The sequence below is a fragment of the Salinicola peritrichatus genome, assembly GCF_003206715.1.
Taxonomy (GTDB): domain Bacteria; phylum Pseudomonadota; class Gammaproteobacteria; order Pseudomonadales; family Halomonadaceae; genus Salinicola; species Salinicola peritrichatus.
The window spans coordinates 51827-70866 of the sequence record NZ_PZJU01000029.1 but is presented as its reverse complement, the minus strand read 5'-3'; the positions used below and the strand labels follow the sequence as shown (position 1 = coordinate 70866).

Annotated in this window: 17 protein-coding genes and 1 riboswitch; of the genes, 7 read left to right on the top strand and 10 right to left on the bottom strand. The window is 62.9% G+C overall.

All coding sequences use genetic code 11. From position 1 onward, the window contains the following. The first annotated feature begins 20 nt into the window (after positions 1-20). Positions 21-446: a VOC family protein gene (locus tag DOM57_RS11815; RefSeq protein ID WP_110649392.1), complete on the top strand. Its 426-nt coding sequence runs from the start codon at positions 21-23 to the stop codon at positions 444-446. Positions 447-851: 405 nt separating this feature from the next. On the opposite strand, the gene DOM57_RS11805 is transcribed toward DOM57_RS11815, so the two are convergent. Beyond that, the gene (locus tag DOM57_RS11805; RefSeq protein WP_239496201.1) at positions 852-2132 is read right to left on the bottom strand and encodes an MFS transporter; all 1281 of its coding nucleotides are present in this window, start codon (positions 2130-2132) and stop codon (positions 852-854) included. A gap of 290 nt (positions 2133-2422) precedes the next feature. On the opposite strand from DOM57_RS11805, the gene DOM57_RS11800 reads away from it, so the two are divergent. From DOM57_RS11800 to DOM57_RS11785, 4 genes are all read left to right on the top strand, one after another. Continuing rightward, the gene (locus DOM57_RS11800; RefSeq protein WP_110649391.1) at positions 2423-3328 is read left to right on the top strand and encodes a LysR substrate-binding domain-containing protein; all 906 of its coding nucleotides are present in this window, start codon (positions 2423-2425) and stop codon (positions 3326-3328) included. A gap of 98 nt (positions 3329-3426) precedes the next feature. Then, a riboswitch (TPP riboswitch) is annotated at positions 3427-3557 on the top strand. Between the two features lie 82 nt (positions 3558-3639). Then, complete coding sequence (thiC, locus tag DOM57_RS11795; protein ID WP_110649390.1) at positions 3640-5538, top strand: phosphomethylpyrimidine synthase ThiC; 1899 nt, start codon at positions 3640-3642, stop codon at positions 5536-5538. 199 nt (positions 5539-5737) lie between these two features. Then, a complete protein-coding gene (locus DOM57_RS11790) occupies positions 5738-6991 on the top strand; it encodes a dicarboxylate/amino acid:cation symporter (RefSeq protein ID WP_110649389.1) in 1254 nt (417 codons plus the stop codon). A gap of 98 nt (positions 6992-7089) precedes the next feature. Continuing rightward, entirely contained in the window at positions 7090-8058 is a 969-nt protein-coding gene (locus DOM57_RS11785; protein WP_110649388.1) for a YihY/virulence factor BrkB family protein, read from the top strand. 168 nt (positions 8059-8226) lie between these two features. Here DOM57_RS11785 and DOM57_RS11780 read toward each other — a convergent pair whose 3' ends face one another. Together DOM57_RS11780 and DOM57_RS11775 are read right to left on the bottom strand one after the other, a co-directional pair. After that, positions 8227-8415 (bottom strand): CsbD family protein, encoded by a 189-nt coding sequence (locus tag DOM57_RS11780; RefSeq protein WP_110649387.1) that lies wholly within the window; start codon positions 8413-8415, stop codon positions 8227-8229. A 195-nt stretch (positions 8416-8610) separates the two neighbouring features. After that, positions 8611-8925, bottom strand: a complete 315-nt coding sequence (locus DOM57_RS11775) for a glutaredoxin family protein (RefSeq protein ID WP_110649386.1) — start codon at positions 8923-8925, stop codon at positions 8611-8613. A gap of 211 nt (positions 8926-9136) precedes the next feature. Here DOM57_RS11775 and DOM57_RS11770 point away from each other — a divergent pair, with 211 nt between their 5' ends. After that, positions 9137-10375, top strand: coding sequence for a pyridoxal phosphate-dependent aminotransferase (locus tag DOM57_RS11770; protein ID WP_110649486.1), 1239 nt, complete (start codon positions 9137-9139; stop codon positions 10373-10375). A gap of 88 nt (positions 10376-10463) precedes the next feature. Here the strand turns inward: DOM57_RS11770 and DOM57_RS11765 are convergent, their stop codons facing one another. Together DOM57_RS11765 and DOM57_RS11760 are read right to left on the bottom strand one after the other, a co-directional pair. Beyond that, the gene (locus DOM57_RS11765) at positions 10464-11456 is read right to left on the bottom strand and encodes an adenosine deaminase (RefSeq protein ID WP_110649385.1); all 993 of its coding nucleotides are present in this window, start codon (positions 11454-11456) and stop codon (positions 10464-10466) included. Between the two features lie 73 nt (positions 11457-11529). Further along, entirely contained in the window at positions 11530-12165 is a 636-nt protein-coding gene (locus DOM57_RS11760) for a LysE family translocator (protein WP_110649384.1), read from the bottom strand. A 97-nt stretch (positions 12166-12262) separates the two neighbouring features. On the opposite strand from DOM57_RS11760, the gene DOM57_RS11755 reads away from it, so the two are divergent. Then, positions 12263-12868 (top strand): nitroreductase family protein, encoded by a 606-nt coding sequence (locus DOM57_RS11755; RefSeq protein WP_110649383.1) that lies wholly within the window; start codon positions 12263-12265, stop codon positions 12866-12868. A gap of 4 nt (positions 12869-12872) precedes the next feature. Here the strand turns inward: DOM57_RS11755 and DOM57_RS11750 are convergent, their stop codons facing one another. The 5 genes from DOM57_RS11750 to DOM57_RS11730 form a co-directional block, all read right to left on the bottom strand. Continuing rightward, positions 12873-13592: a haloacid dehalogenase type II gene (locus tag DOM57_RS11750; RefSeq protein ID WP_110649382.1), complete on the bottom strand. Its 720-nt coding sequence runs from the start codon at positions 13590-13592 to the stop codon at positions 12873-12875. 17 nt (positions 13593-13609) lie between these two features. Beyond that, positions 13610-15220 carry a PucR family transcriptional regulator gene (locus DOM57_RS11745; protein WP_110649381.1) on the bottom strand — a complete coding sequence of 537 codons (1611 nt, stop codon included), beginning with the start codon at positions 15218-15220 and terminating at the stop codon, positions 13610-13612. Beyond that, positions 15220-16668, bottom strand: a complete 1449-nt coding sequence (locus DOM57_RS11740; RefSeq protein WP_110649380.1) for an NAD-dependent succinate-semialdehyde dehydrogenase — start codon at positions 16666-16668, stop codon at positions 15220-15222. The genes DOM57_RS11745 and DOM57_RS11740 overlap by 1 nt, the downstream gene beginning before the upstream one ends. A gap of 136 nt (positions 16669-16804) precedes the next feature. Next, on the bottom strand, positions 16805-17581 hold the full coding sequence (locus tag DOM57_RS11735) for a DeoR/GlpR family DNA-binding transcription regulator (protein WP_110649379.1): 777 nt from the start codon (positions 17579-17581) through the stop codon (positions 16805-16807). Between the two features lie 213 nt (positions 17582-17794). Further along, a complete protein-coding gene (locus DOM57_RS11730; protein WP_239496200.1) occupies positions 17795-18793 on the bottom strand; it encodes a nucleoside-specific channel-forming protein Tsx in 999 nt (332 codons plus the stop codon). Positions 18794-19040: the final 247 nt, after the last annotated feature.

Here is a 19040-nt window from a genome sequence, read left to right as displayed (position 1 = left end):
CCGCTTTCAGGAGAACGACCATGGCACTATCCCCTTTCCACCTGGCGATCCCGGTTCATGACCTGCCCGCCGCGCGCAAGTTTTACGGCGAGACCTTCGGACTGAGCGAAGGCCGCTCCAGCGATCAGTGGGTGGATTTCGACTTCTACGGCCACCAGTTGGTGATCCATGAGCATCCCAAGACGCCGTCCCAGGAAGCCGCCCACACCAACCCGGTCGATGGCCATGACGTGCCGGTGCCGCATTTCGGCATCGTGCTTGGCTGGGAAGAGTGGGAAGCGCTGGCCGAGCGTCTGCGAGGTTTCGGCACCGAGTTCGTGATCGAGCCCTACGTGCGCTTCAAGGGCCAGCCCGGCGAACAGGCCACCATGTTCCTGCTCGACCCGTGCGGCAATGCGCTGGAGTTCAAGGCGTTCAAGGACATGGGCCAGCTGTTCGCCAAGTAAGGAAGGAAGCCGCCGATGCTGGATCGGCGGCTTCGGTGGACCTGGCGCTTGCCTTCCTGGTGAACTACCGAGAAATCCTCGGTAGTTCGCACTTCCTCAAGCTCACCCTCCTGATAGATGTTTTTCAGGTGTAAGCTAACGTTATCGGTTGATGTATCAAACAGGACCGGCATTTGGCTTTGATTGAGCCAGACCGTTTCCTGATCCAGCGCCACCTCGAGCTGCGCCTGCCCATCGGTCGAGGTAAAAATTCGCACTTGTTGCTCAGTCATGATTCCCGCCTCTTTTGGCAACCAGGCGCATGTGCTGATCGAGCGTTATCCGTTCCGTCTCATTCCCGCCGCTTACTGTTTATCGTTCGTTTTTTCCTGATCTATAGCGCACTGCGCCGATAGTTATCTTTGCTCAATCTAACCGCCGCAGATACAAGCCTCCAATCGCCAACGCCACCAGCAGCAGGATTGCGATGAACGCCGCGACGCCGTTCCAGCCGCCCCAGTACCAGAAAGCGCCACCCAGAGTGCCGGCCACGCTGGAGCCAAGATAGTAGCTGAACAGATAGAGCGAGGACGCCTGTCCCTTGGCCTGCCTGGCACGCTGGCCGACCCAGCCGCTGGCGAGCGAGTGCGCGGCGAAGAAGCCGAAGGTGAACACCAGCATGCCTATCAGGATCAGGCTGATGGGCTGGAACAGCGTTATCGCCAGCCCCACCAGCATCATTACCACGAATCGCCAGAAGATCCGCTGACGCCCCAGCTTGTCGGCCAGCGAGCCGGCCCAGGCGGAGCTGTAGGTACCGGAGAGATAGGCAATCGACAGTACACCGACCAGCGCCTGGCTGACATGATAAGGTTCCGCCAGCAGCCGAAAGGCAATGTAATTGTAGAGGGTGACGAAGCCGCCCATCAGCAGGAAGCCTTCGAGAAACAGCAACGGCAGTCCGCGATCCTTGAACTGCACAGTGAAGCCGGAAACCACGTTGCGCCAGTTGAGCGACCGCGACTGGAAATGCTTCGACGGCGGCAGCCAGCGCATGAACAGCAGCGCCGCAATCAAGGCCACCACGCCGATCGTCGCGATCACGACGCGCCATGGCATCCAGTCCACCATCACGCCGCTGATCAGGCGGCCGCTCATGCCGCCGATGGAGCTGCCGCTGATATAGAGCCCCATCGACAGGCCGATGTAGCGGGGGTGGATCTCCTCGTTGAGATAGGTCATCGCCACCGCGCACAGCCCGGACAGCGACAACCCCGCCAACGCCCGCATCACCAGCACACCCGTCCAGCTCGGCATCGCCGCGGCGATCAGGGTGCAGACCGCTGCCGCCAGCAGCGCCACCGACATCACCGACTTGCGCCCGACGGCATCCGAGATCGGCCCGGTGATCAACAGGCCGATCGCCAGCATCCCGGTGGCCACCGACAGTGACAGGCTGCTGGTGGCGGCATCGATGCCGAAAGCGTCCGACAAAATCGGCATCAACGGCTGCACGCAGTAGAGCAGCACGAAGGTCGAAAACGCACCGAGGAACAGCGCCAGCATGGTCGGTCGGTAGCCGTGCTGGCCGCGTTCGATGAACCCGCTTTCGATGACTTCCGCTTCCTGGGCCAGCCGATGATTTGCAGCCTGGCTTGCAGTTCGAGAATCGTCCTCGATATCGGACGATGAGGTATGGCGGGACAACCTGTTTCTCCCAATTTCTGAGCGGCGGAGCCGACGCAGTCAAGCCCCGTCTCGAATAACTCGTTTAGAACCTGTTTACGATCTCGCGAGCTAGAGCCCCGATTTTTGGATAATTCGGGGCAAAAACACTTGAGGAAAGGACCGGGCTCGCGTACGAGTTTAGGGGGTAACGACGTGTGGCCGACGCGCAGCAGATCGTAGACAGGTTCTTAGACCTTGGTAGGTTACGCCGAGGCAATTAAGCTCTCCAATATATTATTCGTTGTTTTTGAGAGGCCATACGACTCAATATGGAACTGCGTTATCTACGCTATTTCGTTGCCGTGGCCGAAGAGCTGCATTTCAGCCGAGCCGCCGAGCGCCTGGGCATTTCCCAGCCGCCGCTGAGCCAGCAGATTCAGGCACTGGAGCGCGAACTGGGCAGCCGACTGCTGATACGAACCAACCGCCGCGTCGAGCTGACCGAGGCCGGCCGGCTGTTTCTCGACGAGGCACGCGACATCCTGGCCCGAACGGAACGCGCTTCACGTCTGGTGTCACGAGTCGGTCGCGGTGAAACCGGCCGGCTGCGAATCGGCTTCACCACGTCCGTACCATTGATCGCCGCCCTGCCTCGCGTGCTGCTGGACTATCGCCGTCACTATCCGGACGTCGATCTGCGCATGCAGGAGCTCAACAGCCAGCGTCAGATTCCGCCGCTGTTGGAGGGCGATCTCGATATCGGCATCATGCGCGCCACCACCTTGCCCGACGAACTCCAGGCCACCCTGCTGCTGCGCGAACCGCTGGTGGCGGTCGTCAACGCCGCCAGCCCGCAGGCCGACGAGCGCCGCCCCTTGAGCCTGGCCCAACTCGCCACGCAGCCGTTCGTCTATTTCTCACCAAGCGCCGGCACCGGGCTGATCGATCGCTTCCATGCACTGTTTGCCAAGCACGGGCTCACGCCCCGAATCGTTCAGGAAGTCGGCGGCCCCAACACCATCATCAGTCTGGTCGCGAGTGGACTGGGCGTGTCGCTGCTCCCGGAGTCATTCCGGCATATCCAGATCGACAACGTGCGTTACCGACGGTTGGAAGACCTGGATGCCGTTTCGGAAGTATGGATGGCTCATGCCCGCCACCGCGCGACGCCACAGACCAAACACTTCGTTGCGCTGGTCAAGGCGATCACGGCGCCGACTTCGGGACCGGGTTGAAACCTGCCCGTGCCCGCTCTGGGGCGTTCCTTTCTCGGCGTGAGGCTTGACCCTTTCCGGGAGCGGATCCAGACTGCTTTGCAGCGATGCGCTGCATCGCCAGCTTGACGGGGTGCCGGTGGAACCGGCTGAGATCGTCCTGCGCTGACCGTTTATCGACAGCGCCACGGCGGATCCCGACGAACCTGATCCGGCTAGTACCGGCGTAGGGATCAAGCGGAGACCTGTCCGACCTCTCGCACCATTTGCTCGGCTCTCCTCCCGCCTACGCTGTGCGCCGGCCTGACCTCATGTCACGCCCTGGAGCACATATGAAATCACCGCAATTTCTTTCCGAAACGGCCAAGGTCGATAGCGCCGCCATCGCGCCGCTGCCCGGCTCACACAAGGTCTATGTCGAGGGCTCGCGCCCGAATATTCGCGTGCCAATGCGCGAAATCGCGCTGTCACCGACCAGGACCCGCGACGGACTCGAACCCAACGCGCCGCTCACCGTCTACGACACTTCCGGCCCCTACACCGATCCCGCCGCCGCCATCGACATCCGCCGCGGCCTGCCGGAACTGCGCCGCCCCTGGATCGACGAACGCGGCGACACCGAATGGCTCGACGGCCTCAGCTCCGACTACGGTCGCCGGCGCGCCGAGGACCCGCGCCTTTCCACGCTGCGCTTCGAGCTCAAGCGCACGCCGCGCCGTGCCAGGGCTGGCCGTAACGTCACCCAGCTCCACTACGCCAGACAGGGCATCGTCACCCCGGAGATGGAGTTCATCGCCATCCGCGAGAATCAGCGCCGTCTGGAAGCGCAAACCGATCCCATGCTCGATCATCAACATCCCGGCCAATCCTTCGGCGCCAACCTGCCCGAGGAAATCACCCCGGAGTTCGTGCGCGACGAAGTCGCCCGTGGGCGCGCGATCATTCCCGCCAATATCAACCACCCCGAAAGCGAGCCGATGATCATCGGGCGCAACTTCCTGGTGAAGATCAACGGCAACCTGGGCAATTCGGCGGTGACCTCCTCGATCGAGGAGGAGGTCGACAAGATGACCTGGGGCATCCGCTGGGGCGCCGATACGATCATGGATCTCTCCACCGGCCAGAACATTCACGAGACCCGCGAGTGGATCATCCGCAACTCGCCGGTGCCGATCGGCACGGTGCCGATCTACCAGGCGCTGGAGAAGGTGGGCGGCGTCGCCGAGGATCTCACCTGGGAAATCTTCCGCGACACGCTGATCGAGCAGGCCGAACAGGGTGTGGATTACTTCACCATCCACGCCGGCGTGCGGCTCCACCACGTGCCGATGACCGCCAGGCGCGTCACCGGCATCGTCTCCCGCGGCGGCTCGATCATGGCCAAGTGGTGCCTCGCCCATCACAAAGAGAGCTTTCTCTATACCCACTTCGAGGATATCTGCGAGATCATGAAGGCCTACGACGTCTCCTTCTCGCTGGGCGACGGCCTGCGCCCCGGTTCGATCGCCGACGCCAACGACGAGGCTCAGTTCGCCGAGCTGGAAACGCTTGGCGAACTGGCCCGGATCGCCTGGAAGCACGACGTCCAGGTGATGATAGAGGGCCCGGGCCACGTGCCGATGCAGCTGATCAAGGAGAACATGGACAAGCAGCTCGAGTGCTGCGACGAGGCGCCGTTCTATACGCTCGGCCCGCTGACCACCGATATCGCGCCGGGCTACGACCACATCACCTCCGGAATCGGCGCGGCGCAGATCGGCTGGTACGGCTGCGCCATGCTCTGCTACGTCACGCCCAAGGAGCACCTCGGCCTGCCCAACAAGGACGACGTCAAGACCGGCATCATCACCTACAAGATCGCCGCTCATGCCGCCGATCTCGCAAAAGGTCATCCCGGCGCCCAGCGACGCGACAACGCTCTCTCCAAGGCGCGCTTCGAGTTCCGCTGGGAGGATCAGTTCAACCTCGGCCTCGATCCCGACACCGCGCGCGCCTTCCACGACGAAACCCTGCCCAAGGATTCCGCCAAGGTGGCGCACTTCTGCTCGATGTGCGGTCCCAAGTTCTGCTCGATGAAGATCACCCAGGAGGTACGCGAGCGCTTCGGCCCCGGCGCTGAAGCGTCAGCACAGGAAAGCGACGCGGAAGCCATCGCCGAGCGCGATGCCGGCCTGGAAGAGCAGGCGGAACGCTTCAAGCGCGAGGGGGGCGAGCTGTACAAGGAAGTCTGAACTCCTGAATGCATCGACGGCGGCTCAGGCCGCCGTCGAGTACCATACGATTACCTTCGAACGACGCTTTTTAACCTGAATCCCTCATACCATCGCATGATTCGCCTGGCGGTGAGTCCATACGCCGGTAGAATGCGCGCTCGCAACCGAATTTGCCGTTAACAACTTCAGCCGTTAATCACCCAGCCGGAGCCCGCGCATGACCGCAAGTTCTTCTTCTCGCCCCAACCTGTGGCGACGCATTCCTCTATGGCAGAAAATCATCGCCGGCCTGCTGCTCGGCGTACTGGCCGGCGCCTTGATGGGCGAGGACGCCACCCTGTTCAAGCCTCTTGGCGATCTTTTCATCAACGGCATCAAGATGCTGATCGTGCCGCTGGTGTTCTCGACCCTGGTGGTGGGCATCACCGGCATGCGCGATCCGCAGAAGATGGGACGCGTCGGGGTGAGAACCATTGCGCTGTACCTGATCACGACCGCCTTCGCGATCGTGATCGGCCTGGTCGCGGCGACGATCTTCCAGCCAGGCGCCGGCATCGATGCCTCGATGGACGCCCCGCAACAGGCCAGTGAAGCCCCCTCGCTGGTGGAGATCATCGTCGGCCTGGTGCCTTCCAATCCGCTGCAGGCTATGATCGAGGGCAACATCCTGCAGATCATCGTCTTCGCCATCGGTCTCGGCATCTCGCTGATGCTGATCGGCGAGAAAGGCGAGCCGGTGGTGCGGGTCTTCGAGAGCTTCGCCGAGGCGATGTACAAGCTCACCGCGATCGTCATGGCGTTCGCACCGTTCGGCGTGTTCGGGCTGATCGCCAACGTTTCCGGGCAGTACGGGCTGGACGTGCTGTGGCCGTTGGCCAAGGTCATCGGCGTGGTCTATCTCGCCTGCATCGTGCATGTGCTGGTGGTCTACAGCGGCCTGCTGAGCCTGATCGGCCGCCTCAATCCCCTCCGCTACCTGCAGGGCAGCCTGGACGCGCTGGTCGTCGCGTTCTCTTCGGCTTCGTCTTCCGGCACGCTGCCGGTCTCGATTCGCTGCGCACAGAAGAATCTCGGTGTCTCCGAGGGCGTGTCGAGCTTCGTGCTGCCGGTCGGCGCCACCATCAACATGGACGGCACCGCGATCTACCAGGGCGTGGCGGCGCTGTTCGTGGCGCAACTGGTCGGTGTCGATCTGTCGCTGACGGACTACGGCATGATCGTGCTGACCGGCACCCTGGCCTCCATCGGCACCGCCGGCGTGCCCGGCGCAGGACTGATCATGCTGTCGATCGTGCTGGCGCAGATTGGCCTGCCGCTGGAAGCCATCGGCGTGGTCGCCGGCATCGATCGCATCCTCGACATGGCGCGCACCAGCGTCAACGTCGCCGGCGACCTGATGGTCACCACGCTGGTCGGCAAGAGCGAGAAGGAACTGGATCTCGACGTTTACAACCGCCCGGGCAAGGCCTGACGCCCCGGCGGTTCGCTTTTGCGCAATCGGGCGAGCTTGCCTACGTTCTAGTTGGTAACCACTTCGGACTGAACGATGGTCATCTCAGGGAAGAGATCATGGCAAAGCACAAGGCTGCAGCATCCCAACGCGGGCGGCAGGCAGATCGACCCTCGCAGATTCCCGGGTCCGGCTGGAAGGACATACTCAAGCGCAGCAAGGAGGAAATGAACCGCGACAATGTCTCGATGGTCGCGGCAGGCATTGCATTCTACGGGCTGCTGGCCTCGGTGCCGGCCATCGTGGCGACCATCTCTCTCTGGGCCATCCTGTTCGATCCTCACGAGATCACCGAGCAAATTTCCAGTATCAGCCATCTGCTTCCCGAAGAAGCCGCCAATATCATTCGCCAGCAGGCGGAGCAGGCCAGCCAGGATGCCGGGGCCGGCATGAGTCTGGCCGCGGCAGGCGGGCTGCTGCTTGCCATCTATAGCGCTTCCCGGGGGATCGACGGCTTCATGACCGGCCTGAATATCGTCTACGACGAAGAGGAAAACCGGGGAATGCTCAAGAGAACGGCGCTGAAGCTGCTGCTGACGATCGGTGCCATTCTCATGACCATAGTGACCCTAGGCGTCATTACGGCGATTCCCGCCATCGTCAGCATGCTGGGACTGCCCGGTTTGATCGGCACACTCGTCAATCTGGCGCGCTGGCCGCTTTTGATGATCATCGTCATGCTGGCGCTCGCCATTCTCTATCGCTATGCCCCGGATCGGGACAAACCGCGCTGGCAGTGGATCAGCGTCGGCTCCGTCACCGCGGTGCTGTTGTGGATCGCGGGGTCGATCGGCTTCTCGATCTACGTACACAATTTCGCCAGCTACAACGAGACCTACGGGTCGCTGGGCGCCGTGGTGATCCTGCTGATGTGGTTCTGGCTTTCCGCGTTCATCGTTCTGATGGGGGCAGAGCTCAATAGCGAAATGGAACATCAGACGAAGCACGACTCTACGGTCGGAGACAAGGAGCCCATCGGCGAGCGAGACGCCTATGTCGCGGATACCGTAGGCGAAAGCAAGCAATAGCCGGAGCGTCAATCAACGAAATCTTTGCTGTTACACCTGCTGGTCGGCTGCTGATGGCGCGGCGGTCTCGGTTCGCATGCCGGTTCCAAACGATGGCCTTAAACGACGAGGGCCCCGACAAACGTCGGGGCCCTCGTGCATGGGTCCTGGCGTAAGGACCCCTTCGATTCAGTGACGCGGCTTGACGGCGTCCTTGAGTTCGCCTTTTGCGGACTTGGCATGGCCCTTGGAGTGCTGCGCCTTGCCCTTGCCTTCCAGTTCTCGATCCTTGGTTGCCTTGCCAGCCGCTTCCTTGACCTTGCCTGCAGCCTTGTCAACAGCACCTTCCGACTTATCGGCCTTCGAATTCCGTGTCATAAAAACGACCTCGCTAACGTGAACTTCCTTTTTCGCGCTTGGACCCAATGGTCAATTGCCCAAAAGCAACAGCGCTCTATCAAGGTAGCGGGAATCAGCGGGACATCAGCCTGAAAAACGTAAAGATTTGTCCCCGAAGATGACACGGGTAGCAGCGGCCATTCTACGGAAACCCGCCACCCGGCGTTATTCGATTTATCCGCCGAAACGCTGCTCCAGATAGCGATTGATATCCGCGGACTCGTACATCCACTCCACCCGACCATCGTCATGTTCGATGCGCAGGCAGGGTACCGTGGCGCGGCCGCCACCGGCGATCAGTTCGCGGCGATACTCGGGTTCGCGCTGGATGTCCCGTAACTCGATGGGTAGCGCCAGGCGCTCGATCTGACTGCGCACGCGCTGACAGAACGGGCAGCTCATGAAGTGGTAGAGCGCCATCCGGCTCACGGCCCGGTCGACTTCGGCCTGGGCCTCGGGCGTACGCTCGATGGATGTCGAAGAAGACATGGTTCTGAACAACCTCCCGATGATCTTGGAAACCTTGTACACGTCGTATCCGCTCCGCTGGGATCGAGCCGCCGACGCGCCCCGCGCCATTCGATACGACGCCGGCAGGGTCTTGTCATCAGTGTGTCAAAGGAACGGTTAGCATGCCAATGACAGGCGTTATATGATCTTCGAGTCCCCCCCGCCATTCACTCAGCCGCGCGAGTCGATCATGTCCGACGTCATCCCCGCAGCACTGCGCCAAGTTTGCTCATCCCGTGTCCAGGAAATGCCCGATAACCAGATCGTCGCCGTCGCCGATCTCGCCCGTCATGACGCCTCGGTCGTCCGGCTGTGGATTGGTGAAGGCGATTTGCCGACGCCGGACGCGATCAAGCAGGCGGCGATCGACGCGCTCGGCCAGGACGATACCCGCTACAGCTACTCCCAGGGAATGCCCGAGCTTCGCCAGGCGCTCTCCGACTACCATCGACGTCACTGGCAGGTCGACGTCGCTGCCGACCGCTTCTGCGTCACGATCGGCGGCATGAACGCCGTCACCATGGCGATGCAGGCGATTCTCGACGAAGGCAGCGAGGTGATCATGCCGACGCCGGCCTGGCCCAACGCCAGGCAGATGATCGAGATCGTCGGCGGCGTCAACGTGCCGGTGGCGTTCGACTTCCATGCCGATGGCAATATCGCGCTCGATCTGGAAAAGGTGTTCGCCGCGGTCACCGAGCGTACTCGCGCCATCTTCGTCAATTCGCCATCCAACCCCACCGGCTGGCGCATGCCGCTGGAAGACATGCGCAGACTCCGCGACTTCTGCCGCGAAAAGGGGCTGTGGATCGTCGCGGACGAGGTCTACAACCACTTTGTTTACAATGACGGGATCTACGACGACGGCCAGAGGCCGGCGCCTTCGTTTTTGCAGATCTGCGGGCCAGATGACCGGCTGCTGGTGACCAACACCTTTTCCAAGAACTGGTGCATGACCGGCTGGCGCGCCGGCTGGGTGGTCTTCCCGCAGGGCCTGGATCAATTGTTCGCCCGGCTGTGCCAGTACAACACCACCGGCGTGGCGCCCTTCATCCAGCGCGCCTGCATCACGGCGCTGGAGAGCGGTGACGACTTCATCGCGCACCAGGTCGCCCGCTGCCACGCCTCGCGGGACATTCTGGTCGATGGGCTGACGGCGTTGGACAACGTCACCGTGTTCTCTCCCCAAGGCACTTTCTATCTGTTCTTCAAGGTACACGGACTCAGCGGCTCCAGCCTGGACATGGCCAAGCGCATTCTGCGGGAAGCCAAGGTCGGCGTGGCGCCCGGCAGTGCCTTCGGCCCCGAAGGCGAGGACTACCTGCGCATCTGCTTCGCCATCGATCCCGAGCTTGCCAGGGAAGCGCTCGCCCGCCTGGTGCCATTTTTGACCGCGTTGCAGCCCAGCACCGAAAGCGCGACCGTCTGACCGCACAGTAAAAGGCCCGCTCCGACTATCCGGAGCGGGCCTCGCCACTTCGTCGCCTTAAGGCTTCGCTTCGCCGTCCTGGCAAGGGTCAACAGCGTGACAAGCGCTCGAGCAGCTCGCTGCGACGCGATTCCGGCATGAACGCGACATCGATCGCATTACCCGCCAGCCGCTTGAACATCTCGCGATCCCAGCCAAAGGCATCCAGGCATGCCAGGTAGTTATCCAGCACACCGCCACCGAAGTAGGCCGGATCATCGGAGTTGAGCGTCACCTTGACGCCCTGATCGATGATCGCCGGCAACGGATGGTCGGCCATCCGATCCACCACTTTCAGCCGCATGTTGGAAAGCGGACAGACCGTCAGCGGAATCTGCGTCTCGCGCAGCCGCGCCACCAATTGCGGATCCTGCAGGCAGGCAACGCCATGATCGATTCGGCGGATATCGAGCACGTCCAGCGCCTCGCTGATATAGGCCGCCGGCCCCTCCTCGCCCGCGTGGGCCACGCGCGCGATGCCGAGTTCCCTGGCACGCTCGAACACCGCGGCGAACTTGGCCGGCGGATTGCCCACTTCGGCGCTATCGAGCCCCACCGCATCGATCACCTCGTACCAGGGCGCGGCACGCTCGAGAACATCCATCGCCTCAAGGGCCTCACGGTCGCGCAGGAAGCTCATGATCAGCGCCGTGGTCATGCCCCACTCGCGCTCGGCCTGGCGCATGGCCCGGCGCAGCCCCTCGAACGGTACCGCCAGCTCGACGCCACGGCTCAAGTGCGCTTGCGGGTCGAACGACAGTTCGACATGCACCACACCGTCTTCGTGGGCACGGCCCAAGTAGGCCATCGCCAGGTCATGGAAATCCTGCTCGGTACGCAACACCCGCATGCCTTGATAATAGAGAGCGAGAAACGACTGCAGGTCGCTGAAATCGTAGGCGGCCCGTACCTCGTCCACCGAGGCATAAGGCAGGTCGACACCGTTGCGCGCCGCCAGCGAGAACATCAGTTCCGGCTCCAGCGAGCCCTCGATATGCAGATGCAGCTCGACCTTGGGTAACTCACGCAACCAAGTCTTCACGGGCGCTCCTTGCCAATCAGGGATGGATGCGCTTCAGGATGCCGAAAATGGCCATTGGTGGAAAGCGTCAGACTCATACCCGCGTCGTCAGTACCTTGATCCCCAGCACCACCATCGCCGCGCCAAGTACCCGATCGATCCAGTGGCTGAAGCGCTTGAACGCGCGATGGATTGGCGGCGTCGAGAGCAACAGCGCCACCGACGAGAACCAACCGAGCTGGATCAGCATGATCCAGGCGCCGTAGATGGCGATCTGATAGAGCGGCATCGACGGCGACAGCACGATGGTGAACAGCGAGACGAAGTAGATCGGCGCCTTGGGATTGAGCGCGTTGCACAGAAAACCCATGCCGACGGTGCGCAGTGCCGAGCGCGCCGGCCGGGAAGCTCTCAACTCAGGCTCGGCCGCGGCCGGCAACGTCGGACGCGAGCGCAGCCCCTTGATGCCCAGGTAGAGCAGATAGGCACCGCCGAGCAGCTTGATCGCCCACAGCGCCTCGGCGGAGTTGGCGATCACCGCCGCCAGCCCGAAGGCGGAATAGACGATGTGGATCGACAGGCCCAGGGCGATGCCGAGGCTGCACAGCAACCCGACACGCTTGCCGTGATTCAGCGTCTGCTGGGTGACCAGCACGAAATCCGGCCCCGGCGAAGCCGCCGCCAGTAGATGCACGAAAGTGATGACGATCAGGCCGTGTAGCATTTCCATGGGGATTCCTGCAATGCTGGTCGAAACGATGGAGACGGTATCAAGCAATGATCGAGTATTTCCGCCACTTAGCAAGCAAATACTATAAGGAGTCGCCATGAGCCGAGACAAAATCAGCGAACTAGAACGACTACTGAGACAACGCCGGAGTTGCCGACGGTTCGATGATCGCCCGCTCTCCATCGATGCCCTCGAACGCCTGCTGTTCGCGGCTCAAGGGTGCACGTCTTGCGACGGCAAGCGCACCGCTCCGTCGGCGCACGCGTTATTTCCCTTGAAAACGTTCGTCATCGCCCGACGGGTCGAAGGGCTCGAACCCGGTTTGTATGAAACGGAGACCATCCACAAAGAGATCTGGCAGCGCTTGCACGGCATTCATCCGGGCGCGCTGTTGCCGGCATCTCTGGCAGACGATATCTGGCTGGAAGACTCCCCCGCCGTGATCGTCGTCGCTGCCGACCGTCAAATCGCCATCGATCACTTCGCCGATCAGCAGCCGGATGGTTTACGCGGCGTACGCTACATCGACTTCGAAGCCGGCGCCGCGATACAGAACCTCTATCTGTCGGCCATCGAGCAAGAGCTCGGTGGCGTCGTGGTCATGGGCTACGACGATGACCTCATGCAAGCCGCTCTCCGACTCCCCACGCCATTCCAATCCATCGCGCTGTTCTGCGTCGGGCACCCAGCTGCTAGCCGATGATGGCTTAACTCGTCAATGCCCGATGCGCCTCGGCCAGTTCGGCCATGCTGTTGAAGCGGAAGTCGACCGTGGGCATGTCGCCGGGATTCATGGTGGCGCCGAAGCCTTCCTTGTCGTGGCGGCGGTAGATCCAGCAGTTGGCGAGGCCGAAGCGGTTGGCCGGCTGATGATCGTGGAACAGGCTCTCGGCCGTGTGCAGGATCTGCGGCTTGTCGATGCCGCGTTCGCCGAGCTTCTCCAGCATGTAGTCGAAGTTGCACGGCGCCGGCTTGTAGGAGCCCACATCCTCGGCGGTGTAGACCGCGTCGAATTCCACGCCGAGCTTGCGCTGGCTGTAGGCGAAGCTTTCGTTGTCGACGTTGGAGAGTACCACCAGCTTGTAGTGCTGCTTGAGATAGGCGAGCGCCTCGGCAGTATCCGGAAACGCCGGCCACTGCTTGACGAAATCGCCGTAGGCCTGGCACTCGTCGTGGCTGGCGCTGACGCCCCACTCCTCGGCAAGACGCTTGTAGACGATCGCCAACAGCCAGCGATATTGCAGGTGCGGGGTGTAGCGCTGTTGGGTCGATTCATGGCGGGCATGGGCTTCGAGGATCTGGTCCCGGGTAAGGCTCAGCCCGGTACGCTGCAACAGCGGCTGCAGCCCGGCCACCATGCCGCTCTCCCAGTCGATCAGGGTGCCGTAGACATCGAAGGTCAGAGTGGTGAAGTCGGTCAATTGCATGAAGTTTCTCCTTGGCATTACCGACCGTCGCCGATCGGGTTGTCTTGTCGTGGCATCAAGCGCATCGCCACCTGCAGTTGCAGCCGGCTTTCGGGCTCGTCCAGGTCCATGCCCAGCGCCTCCGACAGCCGTTCCAGGCGATAGCGCAACGTGCTGATGTGAATGTTCAAGGCGCGGGCGGTCTGCGCCAGCTGGAAGCCGTGCCCGGTCAGCGCCGCCAGGGTTTCCAGCCAGGTCCGGCGGCGAGCGCCCGAGCCCAGACCATCCGACAGCCGCTCGAGAAACAGCCGCCGCGCCTCGGCATCGCCTTCGAGTACGCGGCTGAACAGCAGCGCTTCGAAGTCGCGCAGTTCGCCGGCCTCGAGCGAGGGCAGCAGGCGCGCCACGTCATCGGCACCTCGGCCGATGGCCTCGGCCCCCTGCACCAGGCGGCTCACCGCCATGGCAGCCCCGCCGTCACCCAGCCGTTGCCACAACGCCGTCGCCGACATTTCGGCGCGCAGCAGGAACAGCAGCTGATTGAGCGACACCGAGACCAGCAACGGATGATCCTGATCCCGCAGGTAGCGGCCGAGCCGTCGCTCCCAGCGTTCGCGTCGCAGCAGGCCGTCGCGGCTCAGCGGCACCGGCTCGTCGAGCAGGATGGCGCAGACATGGTAATCCGCCTGCGGATCCCACCCTTGCAGGGCGGCCCGCTCCAGCGCCGCCGGCGTGGCCTCGAAACGCCCTTCCAGCAGCGAGTCGACGAAGGCGTAACCGAGCCGGGTTTCCTGCGCCTGCAAGGCACGCTGGTGCGACAGGTGCAGGGCCGAGATCAGCGCCGCCTGCTCGGCGGCGCGCTGCTCGAGTTCGCTGACGCGGGATTCGGTCTCATCGATCCACAAGGTGGCGACCAACGCTTCCTGGATGCGCACCGGACAGGCCAGCAGGCGGCACGGCGAGGTGTCGTCATCGCCTGCCAGCGACAACGCGGAAACGGCTTCGAGCCGGGCAACCGCCATCAGCATCGGCGGCGTCGGCAGACGCAAGGCCTCACGCTCGCCGCTGCCGCCGAGCCACTCTCCATCCAGGCCGGTGAACAGCACGTCGCGCTCCAGCAGCAGGCTCAGTGCCGAGGCGATGTCGCCCAGGCTGCGCGCGGTGAGTGCCGATCGGGTCAGGTCGCGATGGATGCGCTCGGCCCGCGCGATCAACTGCCCCTGGCGCGCGATCAGCCAGGCATGCACCTCCTCGGTGATCTGACTGAAGGGAACGTCCCAGGGAATCTCCAGCAGGGGAAAGTCGAGAGATTCCGCCACCTGGCGGCTGGTTTCGGGAAAGGCGGTCAAGAATCGCGGCACGGCCAACGCCACGCCGGCCAGCCCCTTGGCGGCCAGCGCTTCGATCAGTGCGCGCTCGGCAGCGGGCTCGTCGGGCCAATGATAGCCGGTGGTCAGCAGAAGCTGACCCGGCTGGACCCACGCAATGATGTCGGGGTGATCGACCATGTGCACCCAGCGCAGCGGCCGATCCAGCGAACGCTCGCCGGCCACGACCCTGGCGTGGCGCAGCTTGGTCTCGCGCAGCGCCGTGGCCAGATCGAGCTCGGCCGGCGAGCCGCCGGCGTTCGAATCGCCCCGATTCGTCATCAGCCGTCCAGGCGGGTCGAGACGAACTTGAGATCGAGATATTCGTCGATGCCGTAGCGCCCGCCCTCGCGGCCGAGGCCGCTATCCTTGATGCCTCCGAACGGCGCCTGCGGCACCGAGGGCGCGCCGTCGTTGACGCCGACGATGCCATAGTCGAGCGCCTCGGAAACCCGCGCCGCGCGGCCCAGGTTGCGCGTCCACAGGTAGGCCGCCAGCCCGAACGGCGTCGCATTGGCGTTGGCGATCGCCTCGGCTTCGCTGTCGAAGGCGATCAGCGGCGCCACCGGGCCGAAAGTCTCTTCCCGCATGATGCGCATGTCGCTGGTCACATCCGCCAGCACCGTGGGCGCGACGAACAAACCGTCCACGGCACGCGCCACGGTCAAACGCCGGGCGCCTTTCTCCAGCGCATCGTCGATGTGAGACTGCGCCTTGTCGCGACCGGCCTGGCTGACCAGCGGGCCGATCTGCGTCGCTTCGTCCTCCGGCTGCCCCACTCGGAGTTCGTCGACCGCTGCCGCCAAGCGCTCGGCGAAGGCGTCGAAGATACCGCGCTGAACGTAGATGCGATTGGCGCAGACGCAGGTCTGGCCGCCATTGCGAAACTTGCTCGCCATCACCTCGGCCACGGCGGCATCGATGTCGGCATCGTCGAAGATCACGAACGGTGCATGGCCGCCGAGCTCCAGCGACATGCGCTTCATCGTCGCCGCCGACTTGGCGTAGAGATGCTTGCCCACCGGCGTGCTGCCGGTGAAGGTCAGCTTGCGAATGCGCGCATCCGCCATCAGGGTGTCGCTGATTTCCGCCGGGCGTTCGGCGGTAATCACCTGGAACACTTCGGCGGGCCCGCCCACCTCGCGCCACAACTCGGCCAGCATCAGCGCGGTGATCGGGGTCTGTTCCGCCGGCTTGACGATTACCGAACAGCCCGCGGCCAAACCGGGCGCCACCTTGCGGGTGATCATCGCCGCCGGGAAGTTCCACGGCGTGATCGCGAATACCGGCCCTACCGGCTGGCGCAACACGCTCAAGCGCTTGTCCGGATGCTGGCTCGGCAGGATGTCGCCGTCGACGCGCTTGGCCTGCTCGGCGAACCACTCCAGGAACCCGGCGGCGTAGTCGACCTCGCCACGCGCCTCGCGGATCGGCTTGCCCATCTCGCGGGCCATGGTCAGCGCCAGAGTCTCCTTGGCTTCCAGCATCGCCCGGTGCCACGCCTTGAGCAGCGCCGCGCGCTCGAACGCCGTGGTCCGGCGCCAGGACTCGAAACCGCGCTGGGCATTCTCCGCCGCCAGTTCGGCATGTTCGACCGTGCAATCGGCGACCTCGGCGATGATTTCGCCGCTCGCCGGCGAACGCACTGCATAACGCCTCATCTCGGTCGCATCGATACCGACGACGGCAGCGTCATAGACCGTGGCTTGGGTTGGAACGGGTAGTGACATCGTCTCGCTCGCTTATCCGGGTTGATAGGATTGGCAGGATATCGGCACAAGAGCATCCTACTCCTCGCGCCAAGGCGAAGTCCTCCTGTGAAACAGAGCAATTCACCAGAAGCAATTCAGACAAACGATAGGATAATCAAACGACTTGGATGGCGGGAGCGCCCTCTCCGGCCACGCGCGTCTGCCATGCCCGGCCGGCATCGCCGCTGGTCAGCATGACATCGAAATCGGGGAGTTCGGCGAAGAAGGCGGCCCGCATCACGTCGAGCTTGCTTTCGTCGACCACCAATATGCAGCGTTCGGCGTTTTCGATCGCCGCCTGCTTGGGCGCCACCTCGTGAAAATGGAAGCAGCTGGCGCCCTTGTCGGCCTGGACGCCGGCAGCGGAGAGGAACGCTTTGTTGATGCCCAGTCGGCGGATCGCGGTGGTGACATCCTGGCCGCCGAAGGATTGCGACGAGGCGTAGTAGAGTCCACCGAGCACGACGAGGCGCATGTTGGGCATGTCGCGCTGGCTGAAGGCGTTGGCGACGTTGAGCGCGTAGGTGACGATCGTCACCGTCATGTCCCGTGGCAGTAGCGCGCACAGTGGCATCAGGGTGGTGCCGCAGTCGATGAACAGCGTGTCGCCCTCTTCGACCATCGCCGCGGCCGCCTCGCACAGCCGCTGCTTGGCGCCGGCGTAGCGATCCTTCTGCGCATTGAGGTTGTAGGCCGCGGCGAACTGAGGATTGTCGGCCATCACCAGGTGACCGCCGAAGGAGACGATGGCACCGTTGCTGGCGGCGATGTCGCGCCGGATCGTCATCTCGGAGACGCCGCACAACGCGGCCGCATCGGCAAGCTGAATCGTACCGCCGTTCTTCAACGCCTCGCGCAACCGTTCGAGCCTGACGGCGCTGCGTCCGTTCATTGCCTAACTCCCTTGTGCCCGCTCATCGCATCCTCTGGATTTATCTTTTTAGTCAAGGCTTTGCCGATATTGTCAATCAAGTAGCGCATGCCGCGTGGGCACTGTCAATCGGCTGGTTAGGAGAGATGGTATCCAGGCTGCAAAAGTTCGGGGAGCCCGAAGGCTCCCCGATATACGTGGGCAAGAGACATGATGAAAAGCGCTGGGCGCCGCTCAGAACTGCCAGCCGACACCGAAATAGTAGCCCCAGCCGGTGGAGCGCAGATGGAACGGGCCGTCGCCGAAGTCCAGCACCTCGTCGTCATTCCATTGGCCGCCGTTATGGAAGTAACGCGCCACCGCCATGAAGCGCAGATGCGTGAACTGGTAAAGCAGCACGTTGGTCGCCACCACCGCTTCGTTGGTACGGCTAGGCCCGTCGCTGTCACGCAGGTCGGAGCCGAAGTCGTAGTTGGTGAAACCGACGTAGGTGAGCGAGGCACCGTTGCTGAAATTCCCCAGCGGATAGGAGTAATTCAGCTGCGCGCGGTAGCCGTCCCAGGAATGCTCGTTACCGGCGCCGTAGTTCTCCCACTGGCGGCGCTTGTAGAAGTTGAACGACAGCCCCAGCGGCGAGCCGGTGTCGATATCCGTTCCCAGACCGGCATAGAGCGTGTTCTGGCGGTTGGCCGTGTTGTGCCCCCAGTCGAAGATATAGTCGAAGGCGACGAACCACTCCTTGAACGGGCCGAAGCTCAGATCCTTGCCGCTCATGTCGTCGATGGAGAGACGCGGCTCCAGCTCCATGAACACCGGCGAGCCCTTGTCGAAGATGCCGCTATCCGCGCCGTTGCCGGTACCGAAGAACTTCGGGAAATCGATGTAACCGTAGAGATCCAGCGGCCCCTTGCGGCCGAAGAATTCGTACTCGAGGTAGATGTCGTCGACCGGTTGCGGGCCGAAGCGAATGTTCTTGCTGCCGATGACCGTCAGATTCTGGTGATACCAGTCGGAGAGATAGGGTCCGTCCGCCGTCGAGCCCTCTTCGGTGGGGCCGGCATCGGGCGTCTCCTGTTCGATGACCGGCGCGTCGCCCTGATCGTCGGCGGCCCAGGCCGGAGCGGCCGCCAGCGTCATCGAACCCAATCCCAACGAGACCGACAACGCCAGAAGATGAGATCCCTTGCCTGCCCACCGTTCAGCCGCCGCCGGCCGTGCGAGTCCTTCTACCATGCCATCCCCCTACTTTGTTGTTATGGCGTGTTGATGCTCATTTTGTGACTATTTTCTCATCTCCCCTGCAATCGAGCCGGTTAGAGAGAAAGCGAACGCATGGCCCGAGCCGAAGCGTCATATCAAGCCAAAAGCACTATATATGGGCCTTCGCCTCGTCGGGAACTACTCTATGAGCTTGTAAGAATAAAAACAATAAGTGACGAGCAAAACCAAAAAATGTTAAAAACCTTTCAAGAAAAGGCAT